Origin of the sequence: Lentzea sp. NPDC003310 (assembly GCF_040610935.1) — a bacterium.
Lineage (GTDB): Bacteria > Actinomycetota > Actinomycetes > Mycobacteriales > Pseudonocardiaceae > Lentzea.
Genome location: NZ_JBEXNC010000018.1, coordinates 80627 through 95244 on the forward strand (window position 1 = coordinate 80627; position 14618 = coordinate 95244).

Sequence of the window (14618 nt, forward strand, 5' to 3'; positions counted from 1 at the left end):
TCCTACACAGGAGAAATCCCACCGTGGCCACCACGAACGACCTGAAGAACGGCCTGGTGCTGAACCTCGACGGCCAGCTCTGGACCGTCACCGCGTTCCAGCACGTCAAGCCCGGCAAGGGTGGCGCCTTCGTGCGCACGACCCTCAAGCACGTGCTGACCGGCAAGGTCGTCGACAAGACCTTCAACGCGGGCACCAAGGTCGAGACCGCCACCGTGGACAAGCGCGGCATGACGTTCCTCTACAAGGACGGCGCCGACTTCATCTTCATGGACGGCGACACCTACGACCAGATCCCGGTCCCCGGCGACACGGTTGGCGACGCCGCCAACTACATGCTGGAGAACCAGGAGGCCGTCGTGGCCGTCCACGAGGGCGTGCCGCTGTTCATCGAGCTCCCGACCTCGGTCGAGCTCGTGATCGAGCACACCGACCCGGGCCTGCAGGGCGACCGCTCCACCGGCGGCACCAAGCCCGCGCGCCTCGAGACCGGTGCCGAGATCCAGGTCCCGCTGTTCGTCACGACGGGCGAGAAGATCAAGGTCGACACCCGCGACGGCCGGTACCTCGGCCGCATCAGCGACAAGTAATGGGCGCACGGAGCAAGGCCCGCAAGCGCGCGGTCGACTTCCTCTACGAAGCCGACCTGCTGGGCACCGACCCGGTGACGCTGCTGGCCGGGCGCGTGGGTTCGCCCGACGTCCCCCCGGTGAACGACTACACGGTCGCACTGGTCGAGGGCGTCACCGCGAACCGCGCGCGCATCGACGACCTGATCTCCGAACACGCCGAGGGCTGGACCCTGCAGCGCATGCCGGCGGTCGACCGGGCGGTCCTGCGCATCGGCCTGTACGAGCTGCTGTGGGCGGCCGACGTGCCGGACGCGGTGGCCATCGACGAGGCCGTGGAGCTCGCCAAGGGCTTGTCCACGGACGACTCGCCGCGGTTCGTGAACGGTGTGCTCGGCCGGATCGCGGTCATCGCGGACCAGTTGCGCGCCGTTCTCTAGTTCGGCTTCACCCCGGCCGCCTGTCCTGCGGGGCAGGCGGCCGTCGTGCGTCCTAGGAGCGTGCCCAGCCGCGCCGCTCGCCCTCGTCGATGAGCTGCAGCGCTGCCTCCAGCAGCTTGGCGGAGCCCTCGCCGATCACGGCCTTGCGAGCCCTCACGTCGTTCGCGGTCACCCCGGGCGTCCGCCAGGTGCCGCCCTTGGCCATCCAGTTGAGCAGCAGCGGTTGGAGCCGGTCCATGGACTTGGCGAACCGCGCCTCGGGCGTCTGCCGCGCCTCGAACTCGTCCCACAACGCGCGCATCGAGCGGCCCGCGTCCTCGGGCAGCAGGCCGAACAACCGGTCCGCGGCCGCCTCCTCGCGTTCCTGCTGGCTCTCGGCCAGCGCGGTGTCGTAGATCGGCGTGTCGCCCGCGTAGATCTCGATCAGGTCGTGCACCACCACGAGCTTCATCGTGTGGCCGACGTCGATCGGTTCGTCGGCGTACTCGGCGAGCGTCATCACCATCAACGCGAGGTGCCACGAGTGCTCCGCGTCGTTCTCACGCCTGTCGGCCGCCGCGAGAGGGGAGGCGCGCAGCACGGTCTTGAGCTGGTCGACCTCGATCAGGAACGTGAGGTGCTCGCGCAGCCGGGAGTCCAAGGTGGACGGCAACGGGTTCTGATCAGCGAGAAGTCCTGTCACGTTGTCAGGATCCTACCGATCGGCGAGGAACTCCTCCCACGTCCGGGTGCCGTGGTCGCCGTCCAGCGCCAGGTTCAGCCCGCCCCGGTAGGCCCTGCCCGCCTTCCCCGGCAGCCGCACCGGCACGGTGAGCCGCCGCTTCCCGGTGGCGGTCAGGTAGTCCCGCACGAGCTCGCCGAGGTCGTGCACGGCCGGTCCGGCGAGGTCGGCCACGCGCCCGGCGGGCCGCCCCAGCGCGAGCTCGGCGAGCCGGACCGCCACGTCGCGGGCGTCGACGGGCTGCAACCGCAGGCCCGGCACCGGCACGACCGGGAGCTTCGCGAGACCGCGCACCACCGTCAGCGTCAGCTCGTGGAACTGGGCGGCGCGCAGGACCGTGAACGGGATGCCCGACGCCGCGACCGCCTCCTCGCAGGCGAGCTTCGTGCGCAACCACGCGAGCGGCACGGTGTCCGCGCCGATCGGCGACGTCGCCCGCGAGCAGGTCGCAGGCGATGTCGCCGTGCCTGCTCAGCGTCGTGACCTCGGCGCCGGCGTTGCGCAGCAGCGGGACGAGGTGCCTGCCGAGGTTGCCGGTGCCGCCCGTGACGACGATCTTCATGATTACCCTCCAGAACGAGTCGTTGCCCGGTTGACCCGGCGGCGGCCGGAAACGTGACAGGGTGTGCGCCAGGCCACAGGGGGAAGCTTTGATCGCGCAGTTCGAACAGGAGCGCACGCGGTTGCGCGCCGTCGCCCACCGCATGCTGGGCTCGTTCGCCGAGGCCGACGACGCGCTGCAGGAGGCGTGGCTGCGCGTCGACCGCGCCGACACGTCCGAGATCGACAACCCGGCCGCCTGGCTCACCACCGTCGTCGGCCGGGTGTGCCTGAACATGCTGCGCGACCGCCGCGAGCACGCCCACGAGATGCCCGACCCCGTGATCGACGTCGGTGACGAGCCGGAGCAGCAGGCCGTCGCGAACGACCAGGTCGGGCTCGCGATGCTGATCGTCCTCGACTCCCTCAAGCCCGACGAACGGCTCGCGTTCGTGCTGCACGACATGTTCGCCGTGCCGTTCGACGACATCGCGCCGTTGATCGACAAGACCCCGGCGACGGCCCGGCAGCTGGCGTCGCGCGCCCGCAGGCGCGTGCAGGACCGGCCTCAGCCGGACGTCGACCTGCCGCAGCAGCGCGAGGTGGTGCGGGCGTTCCTCCGGGCGTCCCGGGAAGGGGACCTGGAGGGACTGGTCGCCGTGCTGCACCCGGACGTCGTGCTGCGCGCGGGTGATCTCCAGGTGGTCGGCGGGCGGGCCGTCGCGGGTCGTGCGAGCCTGTTCCGGAAGTACGCGGGGCTGGCATCCGTCGAGTTCGCGGTCATCGGCGGCGAGGCCGGCTTCGTCACGCGGGTGGACGGCGTGCTGTTCTCGGTCATGGCCTTCACCGTCCGGGATGGACAGATCGCCGCGATCCACGTGATCCAGGACGAAAAGCAGCTCGCCGCGCTTATTCCGTGAGCATCACCACTGCTGTCGCTGGTCACATCCTCCGAGCGCTCGGTGTCTAGTGGAAGTGGGCGCACGATCGAAGGGGACCGATGATGGACCAGGGGGAGAGACTCGCCTACCGGATGCTCGGCCGGTTCGCCGAGGCCGCCGACGCGGTGCGGGAGGCGCGGCGCAAGATCGAGAAGACCGGTGAGCCGAGCTGGCTGAGCACCGTGGTGGCGCGGGTGAGCCTCACGATGCTGCGCGCGCGGGGCCGCAACGGGTTCGAGATGCCGGACCCGGTCGTGAGCAGGGGACCGAACCGCGAGCCGGGGCTCGGCGTGCTCACCGCTCTCGACGCGCTGACGCCCGACGAACGGGTCGCGTACGTGCTGCACGACATGTTCGAGGAACCGTTCGAGCAGGTCGCGCCGTTGATCGGCCGTACGCCGCTGGGTGCGGCGCAGGTCGAGGCGCGGGCGCGCACGCGGGTGACGGGCAGACCGGTGCCCGACGTGGGCCTGGCCGTTCAACGCGAGGTCGTCGACGCGTTCCTGGCCGGCGCGGACGTGCTGGACCCGGACGTGACGCTGCGGTCGGAGGGGATCTGGCTGCGCGGTGCGAGCATGGTCGCGCCCAAGGTCGAGGCGTTGCGCGCGGCTCCGTGCCTGGAACCGGCCGTCGTCGGCGGCGAGGCGGGCCTGGTGTCGGCGGTGGACGGTCAGCCGGTCGCCCTGGTGGCGTTCACGGTGCGGGAGAACAGGATCGCGGCGATCCACGCCATCACGGACCGGGAGCACGCCCGCCGGTTGGTTCCCTCGGCACCGTGACCAGCACCGCGACGGCCCCGAGCGCGGCCGCCGCACCCGCCACCGCGAACGCCCACCCGGCCGACCACTGGAGCACCGCTCCGCCGATGGCCGACCCGACGGGCATACCCAGGACGTTCAGGCTGATCGACACGGCCAGCACCCGGCCGAGTCGGTCTGGGTCCGCACGACGCTGACGCAGAGTCAGCAGACCCACGTTGACCAGGCCGGACACCAGTCCGACCAGGATCAGCCCGATGGTCAGCCCGGTGAGACCGAGACCGGCGACCAGCACCGCGCACGCCGTGGCGGCGATGCCCACCACCATCGCCGCCCGTTCGCGGCCTTCGCGCAGGACGTGACCCGCGAGCAACGCCCCGACCAGGCCCGCGAGCCCGGCGGCACCCCACAGCAGGCCGGCCCGCGCGTCCCCGGCCACGGTCGGCACCGCCACCACCAGCACACCCCACGCGACCTGGTAGAGGCCGTACGACACCACGAGCCCGCGGAGCAGCGGATGCGTCAGGACGTAACGCACGCCGTCCCCCGTGGCGCGCAGCAGCGGTGGGTGCACGACGCCCGACGGACGATCCGACGGCAACAGCAGCATCAACGGGCAGGCCACGAAGTAGAGCGCGGCCACGACCAGCAGGGCCGTCCGGCCGCCTGCCAGGGCGAACAGCCCGCCCGCGAGCACCGGTCCCAGCACCTCGACGAGGTTGAACAGCCCCGAGTCCAGCGCGTTCGCCCGCTCGGCGGCACGGCGGGGCACCAGGCGCGGCAGCAGCACGCGCACTCCGGCGATGTTGAGGGGACTGGTCAGCGAGTACAGCGCGGCCAGGACGAGGATCGTGGCGACGTCGGCCGGCGCGAACGCGAGCGCGCCCACCAGCACGGCGCTCGCCACCAGGTCGGCCACGATCGACCTCACCACCCCGGCGCGGCCCAGCAGCGCGCCCGCGACCGGGCTGACGAGCAGGCCGGGAGCGACCGCGGCGAACACCACGGCGCCTGCGAGGGCGGGGGAGCCGAACAGGCCCAGCACGTGCAGGACCAGCACGAACGTGAACATCTGCTCCGCGAGCCGGGAACACAGCGCGGCACCGAGCAGGGGCGCGACCCTCGGCGTCCGCAGGACCTCGCGGTACGTCGTCACGCTCGGTGCCTCCCACTCGAATGCAGCAGTGGCTCCCCGGACGTCCTCAGGGCGACTGGCAGGACGTCAGGGGAGCCACTGCTCCGAACGTGGAAGCTTCAGTCTTCCTTGGCCGGCCGGGCCTCGGGGGGCAGCACGCCCCAGTCGATCAGCTGCTCGGTGAGCTCGCCCGGCGTCATGTCGTAGATGATCGCGAGCGACCGCAGGTCCTCGGTGCGGATCGAGAGGACCTTGCCGTTGTAGTCACCGCGCTGCGACTGGATGGTCGCGGCGTAGCGCGCCAGCGGGCCGACCTTCTCGACCGGCAGCTGCTGCAGCCGTTCGAGGTTGATCACGATCTTGGTGGCCGGCTCGGCACCCGACGGCACGCGGCCCTCGGGCAGGAGCTCGGCGACGGGAACCCCGTAGAAGTCGGCCAGCTCGGCCAGCTTCTGCACGGTCACCGCGCGGTCACCGCGCTCGTACGAGCCGACGACCACGGCCTTCCAGCGACCGCCGGACTTCTGCTCGACGCCGTGCAGGGACAGACCCTGCTGCTGGCGGATAGCGCGGAGCTTGGCCCCCAGCGCCTTGGCGTAGTCGCCCATGTGGCGGTTCTCCGTTCATTCGCCCCGTCAGCAGTACGAGCGTGCTGCGGGGAGGCTTAGATCGATACGCAGAGTAATGATTACTCGCCGTGTCCGGCAGGTCAAGCTGATCTCAAGGAGAGACGCGCGCCACGCCTGGCCTACCACTCGGATGGTTGACCGTCCGTAGGTGATACGGTGCAGGTCAGCCTAGTTGTTACCAGGTGTCCGACGTCCTTTAAGGACCCGTCCAGTGAGGCGGGGAAGGAGGTCCAGCCGTGGCGTCACGTCAACGTGGCGCGACGGATCCGGCCGGGGATCGCGAGATTCTCTCGGCCGGTGACGTCGCGCGCACTGTCGCCCGAATGGCCCATCAGATCATCGAGAAGACCGCTCTCGATGCACCCAGCGCACCCGACGTCGTCTTGATGGGTATTCCCAGCCGGGGAGCCCCCCTCGCACGACGGCTAGCCGCTAAGATCGCCGAATTTTCCGGCCGGACGGTGCACGAGGGCACGCTCGACATCACCCTCTACCGCGACGACCTCCGCCGAGGCCCCACCAGGCCGTTGGAGGCGACGAAGCTGCCCGAGGGCGGCATCGACGACAAGCTGGTCGTGCTCGTGGACGACGTGCTGTTCTCCGGCCGCACGATCCGCGCCGCCCTCGACGCCCTGCGCGACCACGGCCGGCCCCGCGCCGTCCAGCTGGCCGTGCTGGTCGACCGCGGCCACCGCGAGCTGCCGATCCGCGCGGACTACGTGGGCAAGAACCTGCCGACCTCCAAGAACGAGGACGTCGTCGTGAACCTCGAGGAGTTCGACGGCCGCGACGGAGTGGTGCTGAAGTGAAGCACCTGCTCTCCACCGACGGCCTCGACCGCGACCAGGCGATCGCGATCCTCGACACCGCGGACCGGCTGAAGCAGGCGCTGCTCGGCCGCGAGGTCCGCAAGCTGCCGACGCTGCGCGGCCGCACGGTGATCACGATGTTCTACGAGAACAGCACCCGTACCCGCGTCAGCTTCGAGATCGCCGGCAAGTGGATGTCCGCCGACGTGATCAACGTCAGCAGCTCCGGTTCCAGCGTCAGCAAGGGCGAGTCGCTGCGCGACACCGCCCTGACGCTGCAGGCCGCGGGCGCCGACTGCGTCATCGTGCGGCACCCGGCGTCCGGCGCGGCCCACCGGCTCGCGGGCTGGCTCAAGCACACCAGCACGTCCGTGGTGAACGCGGGCGACGGCATGCACGAGCACCCCACGCAGGCGCTGCTCGACGCCGCCACGTTGCGCGACCGCCTGGGCAGCCTCGACGGCCGCCGCGTCGCGATCGTCGGCGACGTCCTGCACAGCCGGGTCGCCCGGTCGAACGTGCACCTGCTCACCACCCTCGGCGCCGAGGTCACGCTGGTCGCCCCGCCGACCCTGCTGCCCACCGGCGTCGAGAACTGGCCGGTCACGTTCTCGCACGAGATCGACTCCGAGCTCGCCTCGCAGGACGCGGTGATGTTGCTGCGTGTGCAGGCCGAGCGGATGACCGGCGGGTTCTTCCCGAGCTCGCGCGAGTACTCGATCGCGTACGGCCTCAACGAGCGGCGTCTGAAGCTGCTCCCCGAGCACGCCGTCGTGCTGCACCCCGGCCCGATGCTGCGCGGCATGGAGATCGCCTCCGTCGTCGCCGACAGCCCGCAGGCCGCCATCACCGAGCAGGTCCGCAACGGTGTCCACGTGCGCATGGCCGTGCTGTACCACCTGCTTGCCCACGAGGAGGAAAACGCGTGAAACCCTTGCTTCTCAAGGGAGTCAGGCCCTACGGCGAGGGGGAACCGATCGACCTGCTGATCCGCGACGGCGTGATCGCAGAGGGATCGGACGAGAACGCCGAGATCATCGAAGGCAACGGCGCGGTCCTGCTGCCGGGCTTCGTCGACCTGCACACCCACCTGCGTGAGCCGGGCCGTGAAGACACCGAGACCATCGAGACGGGCTCGAAGGCCGCGGCTCTCGGCGGTTACACGGCGGTCTTCGCGATGGCCAACACCGACCCGGTCGCCGACAACGCCGTCATCGTCGAGCACGTCGCCCGCCGCGGCCAGGAGGTCGGCCTCGTCGACGTCCACCCGGTCGGCGCCGTCACCGTCGGCCTCAAGGGCGAGAAGCTCGCCGAGCTCGGCACGATGGCCAAGTCCAGGGCGAACGTCCGCGTCTTCTCCGACGACGGCCACTGCGTGCACGATCCGTTGATCATGCGCCGCGCGCTGGAGTACTCGAAGGCCCTGGGCGCCGTCATCGCCCAGCACGCCGAGGAGCCGAAGCTCACCGTCGGAGCGCAGGCGCACGAGGGCGAGAACGCCTCCCGGCTCGGTCTGCAGGGCTGGCCCGCGGCCGCCGAGGAGTCGATCGTCGCCCGCGACTGCATCCTCGCGAAGCAGGTCGACGCGAAGCTGCACGTCTGCCACGTCAGCACCACCGGCACGGCGGACGTCCTGAAGTGGGCCAAGGCGCGCGGCACCAAGGTGTCCGCCGAGGTCACCCCGCACCACCTGATCCTGACCGACGACCGGCTCGCCACCTACGACCCGGTCAACAAGGTCAACCCGCCGCTGCGCACCCAGTCTGACGTGGACGCGCTGCGCCAGGCCCTGGCCGACGGCACGATCGACTGCGTCGCCACGGACCACGCCCCGCACGCGGTCCAGGACAAGGACTGCGAGTGGTCGGCCGCCCGTCCGGGCATGCTCGGCCTGCAGACCGCCCTCGGCATCGTCGTCGAGACGATGGTGAAGACCGGCCTGCTGGACTGGCGCGGCGTCGCCCGCGTGATGAGCGAGAAGCCCGCCGAGATCGCCGGCCTGACCGACCAGGGCCGTCCGATCGCGGTCGGCGAGCCCGCGAACCTCGTGCTGGTCGACCCGGACGCGTCCTGGACGGTCCGCGGCGCCGAGCTCGCGAGCATCGCCGGCAACACCCCGTTCGAGGGCATGGAGCTGCCCGCGGCGGTGACGGCCACCATCTTGCGTGGCCGGGTGACCGCGGTGGCGGGGAGGATTGCGGAATGACCCGGATCCTCCTGTCCCTGGCGGTCTTCGTCTTCTTCGCCCTGTGCGTCTACGGCATGTGGCACGGCTGGAAGCGACGTCAGCGCAAGCAGGCCGATCTGCCCGCCTTCCCGGCGACACCGGAGAAGCTCGGCGCGGCGCGCCTCGCGACCACCGGCGTCTACATCGGAACGACGAACGCGGGCAACTGGCAGGACCGCATCCAGGTCGGCGACATCGGCCACCGCGCCGAGGCCACGCTGAGCCTGGTGCCGGAAGGCGTCGCGATCGAGCGGACCGGCGCCTCGCCGATCTTCATCCCGGCGCAGTCCATCCGGGACGCCCGCACGGACCGGGGCCTGGCCGGGAAGGTCATGTTCAGCGAAGAGGGCCTGCTGGTGGTCCAGTGGGAGAACGAAGGCCACCTCTTCGACACGGGTTTCCGTGGCGATGACAAAGACGTTTACGACGAATGGGTTGCAGCTCTCGTGGGAGGCAAGGCGTGACGAACGCGGCATTGGTGCTGGAAGACGGACGAGTCTTCCGCGGTGAGGCGTACGGAGCGACCGGCGTCTCGCTCGGCGAGGTCGTGTTCTCCACGGCCATGACCGGGTACCAGGAAACCCTGACCGACCCGTCCTACCACCGCCAGATCGTGGTGCAGACCGCGCCGCAGATCGGCAACACCGGCTGGAACGACGAGGACGACGAGTCGTCCAAGATCTGGGTGGCGGGCTACGTGGTCCGCGACCCCGCGCGCACCCCGTCGAACTGGCGCTCGAAGCGCGGTCTCGACGAGGAGCTCGCGAACCAGGGCGTCGTCGGCATCGCGGGCCTCGACACCCGCACGCTGACCCGTCACATCCGCGAGCAGGGCGCGATGCGCGCCGGCGTGTTCTCGGGCTCCGAGCTGAGCGACGACGCGTCGATGGTCGAGCAGGTCAAGGCGTCCGCGCAGATGGTCGGCGCGAACCTCGCGGTCGACGTGACGACGGACAAGCCGTACGTGGTCGAGGCCATCGGCGAGAAGAAGTTCACCGTCGCGGCGCTCGACCTGGGCATCAAGTCCAACACTCCGCGGATGATGGCGGCGCGCGGCATCGAGGTGCACGTCCTGCCGTTGACCAGCACGTTCGAGGACATCCTGAAGGTCAGCCCGGACGGGGTGTTCCTCTCGAACGGCCCCGGCGACCCGGCCACGCAGGACCACGCCATCGCCCTGACGCGGGAGGCACTGGGCCGCAAGCTGCCGCTGTTCGGCATCTGCTTCGGCAACCAGATCCTCGGCCGCGCGGTCGGCCGCGGCACGTACAAGATGCGCTACGGCCACCGCGGCATCAACATCCCGGTTATCGACGTGACCACCGGCAAGGTCGCCATCACCTCGCAGAACCACGGGTTCGCGCTCGAGGGCACGCCCGGCGAGGAGTTCTCGTCGGAGTTCGGCCGCGCCGTGCTGTCGCACTACTGCCCGAACGACGGCACCGTCGAGGGCGTCCGGCTGCTCGACGCGCCGGCGTTCTCCGTGCAGTACCACCCCGAGGCCGCGGCCGGCCCGCACGACGCCGCGCCCCTGTTCGACGACTTCGTGACCATGATGAATGAGGCCCGCTGATGCCGAAGAGGACTGATCTCAAGCACATCCTGGTCATCGGCTCCGGCCCGATCGTCATCGGTCAGGCCTGCGAGTTCGACTACTCCGGCACCCAGGCGTGCCGGGTGCTGAGGGAGGAGGGCATCAGGGTCAGCCTGGTGAACTCCAACCCGGCGACCATCATGACCGACCCCGAGTTCGCCGACGCCACCTACATCGAGCCGATCACGGCCGAGTTCGTGGAGAAGGTCATCGCGCAGGAGCGCCCGGACGCGATCCTCGCGACGCTGGGCGGCCAGACGGCGCTGAACACGGCCATCGCGCTGCACGAGCGCGGCGTGCTGGAGAAGTACGACGTCGAGCTGATCGGCGCGAACATCGACGCCATCCAGCGCGGCGAGGACCGGCAGATCTTCAAGGACCTGGTCCGCCGCATCGGCTCGGACGTCCCGCGTTCGGCCGTATGCAAGACGATGGACGAGGTCCGCGCGACCGTCGCCGAGCTCGGCCTCCCGGTCGTCATCCGGCCGTCGTTCACCATGGGCGGCCTGGGTTCCGGCATGGCCTACACGCACGAGGAGCTGGAGCGCCTCGCCGCGATCGGCCTCGAGGAGTCCCCGGTCACCGAGGTGCTCATCGAGGAGAGCGTGCTCGGGTGGAAGGAGTACGAGCTCGAGCTGATGCGCGACCGCAACGACAACGTCGTCGTCATCTGCTCGATCGAGAACATCGACCCGATGGGCGTGCACACCGGTGACTCGGTCACGGTCGCGCCCGCGATGACGCTGACCGACCGCGAGTACCAGCACATGCGCGACGTCGGCATCCAGGTCATCCGCGAGGTCGGCGTCGACACCGGTGGCTGCAACATCCAGTTCGCCATCCACCCGGACAACGGCCGCATGGTCGTCATCGAGATGAACCCGCGCGTGTCGCGGTCGTCGGCGCTGGCGTCCAAGGCGACCGGCTTCCCGATCGCCAAGATCGCCGCGAAGCTCGCCATCGGCTACACGCTCGACGAGATCACCAACGACATCACGGGGGAGACCCCGGCGTCGTTCGAGCCGACGCTCGACTACGTGGTCGTGAAGGCACCGCGGTTCGCCTTCGAGAAGTTCCCCGGCGCCGACCCCACGCTGACGACCACGATGAAGTCGGTCGGCGAGGCCATGTCGATCGGCCGGAACTTCGTGGAGGCGCTGGGCAAGGCGCTGCGTTCGCTGGAAACGAAATCGGTCGGTTTCTGGACCCAGCCCGACCCGGAGGGCACTACTCTGGAGTCGGTCCTGGCCCAGCTGGAGCGGGGTCACGACGGTCGCATCTACACGGTCGAGCGTGCTCTTCGACTCGGCGCGTCCATCGAGGACGTGTACAACGCGTCGAAGATCGACCCGTGGTTCATCGAGCAGATCGCCTGGCTCGGCACGTTGCGCACGGAGCTCCTGGAGGCTCCCGTGCTCGACGAGCCGTTGCTGCGCAAGGCGAAGCGCGCCGGTCTCTCCGACCGGCAGATCTCCGTCCTCCGCCCGGAGCTGGCCGGTGAGGACGGCGTGCGCGCGCTGCGCCACCGCCTGGGCGTGCGTCCGGTCTACAAGACGGTCGACACGTGCGCGGCGGAGTTCAAGTCCGAGACGCCGTACCACTACTCCGCCTACGAGCTCGACCCGAACGCCGAGACCGAGGTCGCGGAGCAGCGGGAGAAGCCGAAGGTGCTGATCCTCGGCTCCGGGCCGAACCGCATCGGCCAGGGCATCGAGTTCGACTACTCGTGCGTGCACGCGGCCATGGCGCTGCGGCAGGCCGGGTACGAGACGGTCATGGTCAACTGCAACCCGGAGACGGTGTCGACCGACTACGACACCTCCGACCGCCTGTACTTCGAGCCGCTGACGTTCGAGGACGTGCTGGAGGTCGTGCACTCCGAGCAGCGCTCCGGCACCGTCGCGGGCGTCATCGTGCAGCTGGGCGGCCAGACGCCGCTGGGCCTCGCGAAGCGCCTGTCGGACGCCGGTGTGCCGGTCGTGGGCACCACGCCCGAGGCGATCCACCTCGCCGAGGACCGCGGCCAGTTCGGCAAGGTGCTGACCGAGGCCGGGCTGCCCGCGCCGAAGTTCGGCACGGCCACGTCGTTCGACGAGGCGAAGGAGATCGCGGACGAGATCGGCTACCCGGTCCTCGTGCGCCCCTCCTACGTGCTCGGCGGGCGCGGCATGGAGATCGTGTACGACGAGGAGTCGCTGTCGGGCTACATCGCCCGCGCGACCGAGGTGACGCCCGAGCACCCGGTGCTGGTCGACCGGTTCCTCGACGACGCCATCGAGATCGACGTGGACGCGCTGTGCGACGGCACCGAGGTGTTCATCGGCGGTGTGATGGAGCACATCGAGGAAGCCGGTGTGCACTCCGGCGACTCCTCCTGCGCGCTGCCGCCGATCACGCTCGGCGCGTCGGACATCGAGAACGTCCGCCGCTCCACCGAGGCCATCGCGCGCGGCATCGGCGTGAAGGGGCTCCTGAACGTCCAGTACGCGCTCAAGGACGACGTGCTGTACGTCCTGGAGGCGAACCCCCGTGCGTCGCGCACAGTGCCGTTCGTGTCCAAGGCGACGGCGGTGTCGATGGCCAAGGCCGCGTCCCGCGTCATGCTCGGCGCGACGATCGCGGAGCTGCGGGTCGAGGGCATCCTGCCGGCCACCGGTGACGGTGCCCGGCTGCCCGAGCACGCGCCGGTCGCGGTCAAGGAAGCGGTCATGCAGTTCCACCGCTTCCGCACGCCCGAGGGCCACGGCGTCGACTCGTTGCTCGGCCCGGAGATGAAGTCCACCGGCGAGGTCATGGGCATCGACTCGTCGTTCGGCAAGGCGTTCGCGAAGTCGCAGACGGCCTCGTACGGCTCGTTGCCCACCAAGGGCAAGGTGTTCGTGTCGTTCGCGAACCGCGACAAGCGCGCGATGATCTTCCCGGTGAAGCGGCTGGCCGACCTCGGGTTCCAGATCCTCGCGACCTCGGGCACCGCGGAGGTGTTGAAGCGCAACGGGATCCCGTGCACCGAGGTGCGCAAGCACTTCGAGGGCGAGGGCAACGTCGTCGACATGATCCTGAACGGTGAGATCGACATGATCTTCAACACGCCGTACGGCAACAGCGGTCCCCGTGTGGACGGTTACGAGATCCGCACCGCCGCCGTCGCCAAGGACATCCCGTGCGTCACCACGATCCAGGGCGCTGCCGCGGCCGTGCACGGCATCGAGGCGCTCATCCGCGGTGACATCGGGGTCCAGCCGCTGCAGGCGCTCCAGGCGGCGCTGAGGGGAGACGCGTGATCTTCGTGCCAGATCATTTCGGGCAGAAGCTCGCGAAGGCCGTCGACGCGCACGGACCGCTGTGCGTCGGGATCGACCCGCACCCGAGCCTCCTCGACGCCTGGGGCCTGTCCCCGACCGTCGAGGGCCTCGAACGGTTCGCCCTGACCGCCGTGGAGGCGTTCGGCGGCACGGTGGCGATGGTGAAGCCGCAGGCGGCGTTCTTCGAGGCCTACGGGTCGCGGGGCGTCGCCGTGCTGGAGCGGGTGATCGCGGACCTGCGCGACTCGGGCACGCTGGTGCTCGTGGACGCCAAGCGCGGCGACATCGGCTCCACCATGGCCGCCTACGCGCAGGCCTACCTGGGCGACGGCTCGCCGCTCGCCGGGGACGCCGTCACGCTGTCGCCGTTCCTCGGGTTCGGCTCGCTGCAGCCGGCGCTCGACAAGGCGCGGGAGACGGGCAGGGGAGTGTTCGTGCTCGCCCTCACGTCCAACCCGGAGGGTGCCGAGGTCCAGCGGGTCGTTGCTCCGGACGGGCGAACCGTGGCGCAGACGATCATCGATTTCGCCGCGGACCGGAATTCAGGCATTTCCCCGTGCGGCGATGTCGGTCTCGTCGTGGGTGCCACGATCGGGGAAACGGATGTAGACCTCTCGCGGTTCAACGGGCCGATCCTGGCGCCCGGTTTCGGCGCTCAGGGCGGCTCGGTGGCTGATCTAAAACGGCTCTTCGGGTCCGACATGCGGGGTGTCCTGCCAACTTCTTCACGAGATGTTCTCAAGCATGGCCCGGACGTATCGTCGCTGGTCAGCGCCGTGCGGAGGGTGCAGGAGAGCCTCTGAGGAGGGGCGCGCCACGACTTTTGGGGTGTGGCGCGCTCACCAGGGGAAACATGTGTTGGTAGGGTCCACGCCACCGGCTGCCCCGCTGGTCACCGGCCTCATAGCACACGTAACGTGGGCGACGAGTTGCCGGAGGCAGTGATCAGGCCG

At 70.1% G+C, this 14618-nt stretch carries 15 protein-coding genes and 1 pseudogene; 11 read left to right on the forward strand and 5 right to left on the reverse strand.

Translation table 11 applies throughout. The annotated features are described in order from the left end of the window. Nucleotides 1–23 precede the first annotated feature (23 nt). Together efp and nusB are read left to right on the forward strand one after the other, a co-directional pair. Entirely contained in the window at nucleotides 24–590 is a 567-nt protein-coding gene (gene efp / locus ABZX02_RS33090; RefSeq protein ID WP_355304129.1) for an elongation factor P, read from the forward strand. Beyond that, entirely contained in the window at nucleotides 590–1009 is a 420-nt protein-coding gene (gene nusB / locus ABZX02_RS33095; RefSeq protein WP_355304131.1) for a transcription antitermination factor NusB, read from the forward strand. The genes efp and nusB overlap by 1 nt, the downstream gene beginning before the upstream one ends. Before the next feature lie 52 nt (nucleotides 1010–1061). Here the strand turns inward: nusB and ABZX02_RS33100 are convergent, their stop codons facing one another. From ABZX02_RS33100 to ABZX02_RS33110, 3 genes and pseudogenes are all read right to left on the reverse strand, one after another. Then, nucleotides 1062–1691, reverse strand: a complete 630-nt coding sequence (locus ABZX02_RS33100) for an HD domain-containing protein (protein ID WP_355304133.1) — start codon at nucleotides 1689–1691, stop codon at nucleotides 1062–1064. A gap of 12 nt (nucleotides 1692–1703) precedes the next feature. Then, nucleotides 1704–2123, reverse strand: coding sequence for a hypothetical protein (locus ABZX02_RS33105; RefSeq protein WP_355304135.1), 420 nt, complete (start codon nucleotides 2121–2123; stop codon nucleotides 1704–1706). Nucleotides 2124–2208: 85 nt separating this feature from the next. Continuing rightward, nucleotides 2209–2436: pseudogene (locus ABZX02_RS33110) on the reverse strand (hypothetical protein); the annotation flags it as partial. Between ABZX02_RS33110 and ABZX02_RS33115 the strand changes: the two are divergent. Both ABZX02_RS33115 and ABZX02_RS33120 read left to right on the forward strand, forming a co-directional pair. After that, a complete protein-coding gene (locus ABZX02_RS33115) occupies nucleotides 2381–3190 on the forward strand; it encodes a sigma-70 family RNA polymerase sigma factor (RefSeq protein ID WP_355304136.1) in 810 nt (269 codons plus the stop codon). The pseudogene ABZX02_RS33110 and the gene ABZX02_RS33115 sit on opposite strands and share 56 nt — an antisense overlap. Nucleotides 3191–3273: 83 nt before the next feature. After that, nucleotides 3274–3990 (forward strand): RNA polymerase subunit sigma-70, encoded by a 717-nt coding sequence (locus ABZX02_RS33120; RefSeq protein WP_355304137.1) that lies wholly within the window; start codon nucleotides 3274–3276, stop codon nucleotides 3988–3990. On the opposite strand, the gene ABZX02_RS33125 is transcribed toward ABZX02_RS33120, so the two are convergent. Continuing rightward, complete coding sequence (locus ABZX02_RS33125; RefSeq protein WP_355304138.1) at nucleotides 3944–5125, reverse strand: MFS transporter; 1182 nt, start codon at nucleotides 5123–5125, stop codon at nucleotides 3944–3946. The two genes, ABZX02_RS33120 and ABZX02_RS33125, sit on opposite strands and share 47 nt — an antisense overlap. A 98-nt stretch (nucleotides 5126–5223) precedes the next feature. Then, on the reverse strand, nucleotides 5224–5712 hold the full coding sequence (locus ABZX02_RS33130) for a transcriptional regulator (RefSeq protein WP_030471611.1): 489 nt from the start codon (nucleotides 5710–5712) through the stop codon (nucleotides 5224–5226). Nucleotides 5713–5969: 257 nt separating this feature from the next. Here ABZX02_RS33130 and pyrR point away from each other — a divergent pair, with 257 nt between their 5' ends. From pyrR to pyrF, 7 genes are read left to right on the forward strand one after another with little or no spacing between them, the layout of a single operon-like run. Beyond that, nucleotides 5970–6542 carry a bifunctional pyr operon transcriptional regulator/uracil phosphoribosyltransferase PyrR gene (pyrR, locus tag ABZX02_RS33135; RefSeq protein WP_285642317.1) on the forward strand — a complete coding sequence of 191 codons (573 nt, stop codon included), beginning with the start codon at nucleotides 5970–5972 and terminating at the stop codon, nucleotides 6540–6542. Next, nucleotides 6539–7471: an aspartate carbamoyltransferase catalytic subunit gene (locus tag ABZX02_RS33140; RefSeq protein ID WP_355304141.1), complete on the forward strand. Its 933-nt coding sequence runs from the start codon at nucleotides 6539–6541 to the stop codon at nucleotides 7469–7471. The genes pyrR and ABZX02_RS33140 overlap by 4 nt, the downstream gene beginning before the upstream one ends. Beyond that, nucleotides 7468–8748: a dihydroorotase gene (locus tag ABZX02_RS33145; RefSeq protein ID WP_355304143.1), complete on the forward strand. Its 1281-nt coding sequence runs from the start codon at nucleotides 7468–7470 to the stop codon at nucleotides 8746–8748. Before ABZX02_RS33140 ends, ABZX02_RS33145 begins: the two co-directional genes overlap by 4 nt. Further along, nucleotides 8745–9233, forward strand: coding sequence for a transporter (locus ABZX02_RS33150; protein WP_355304145.1), 489 nt, complete (start codon nucleotides 8745–8747; stop codon nucleotides 9231–9233). The genes ABZX02_RS33145 and ABZX02_RS33150 overlap by 4 nt, the downstream gene beginning before the upstream one ends. Then, nucleotides 9200–10342 carry a glutamine-hydrolyzing carbamoyl-phosphate synthase small subunit gene (carA, locus tag ABZX02_RS33155; protein ID WP_355304147.1) on the forward strand — a complete coding sequence of 381 codons (1143 nt, stop codon included), beginning with the start codon at nucleotides 9200–9202 and terminating at the stop codon, nucleotides 10340–10342. Before ABZX02_RS33150 ends, carA begins: the two co-directional genes overlap by 34 nt. After that, a complete protein-coding gene (gene carB / locus ABZX02_RS33160; protein WP_355304149.1) occupies nucleotides 10342–13644 on the forward strand; it encodes a carbamoyl-phosphate synthase large subunit in 3303 nt (1100 codons plus the stop codon). The genes carA and carB overlap by 1 nt, the downstream gene beginning before the upstream one ends. Continuing rightward, nucleotides 13641–14468: an orotidine-5'-phosphate decarboxylase gene (pyrF, locus tag ABZX02_RS33165; protein WP_355304151.1), complete on the forward strand. Its 828-nt coding sequence runs from the start codon at nucleotides 13641–13643 to the stop codon at nucleotides 14466–14468. Before carB ends, pyrF begins: the two co-directional genes overlap by 4 nt. Nucleotides 14469–14618 lie beyond the last annotated feature (150 nt).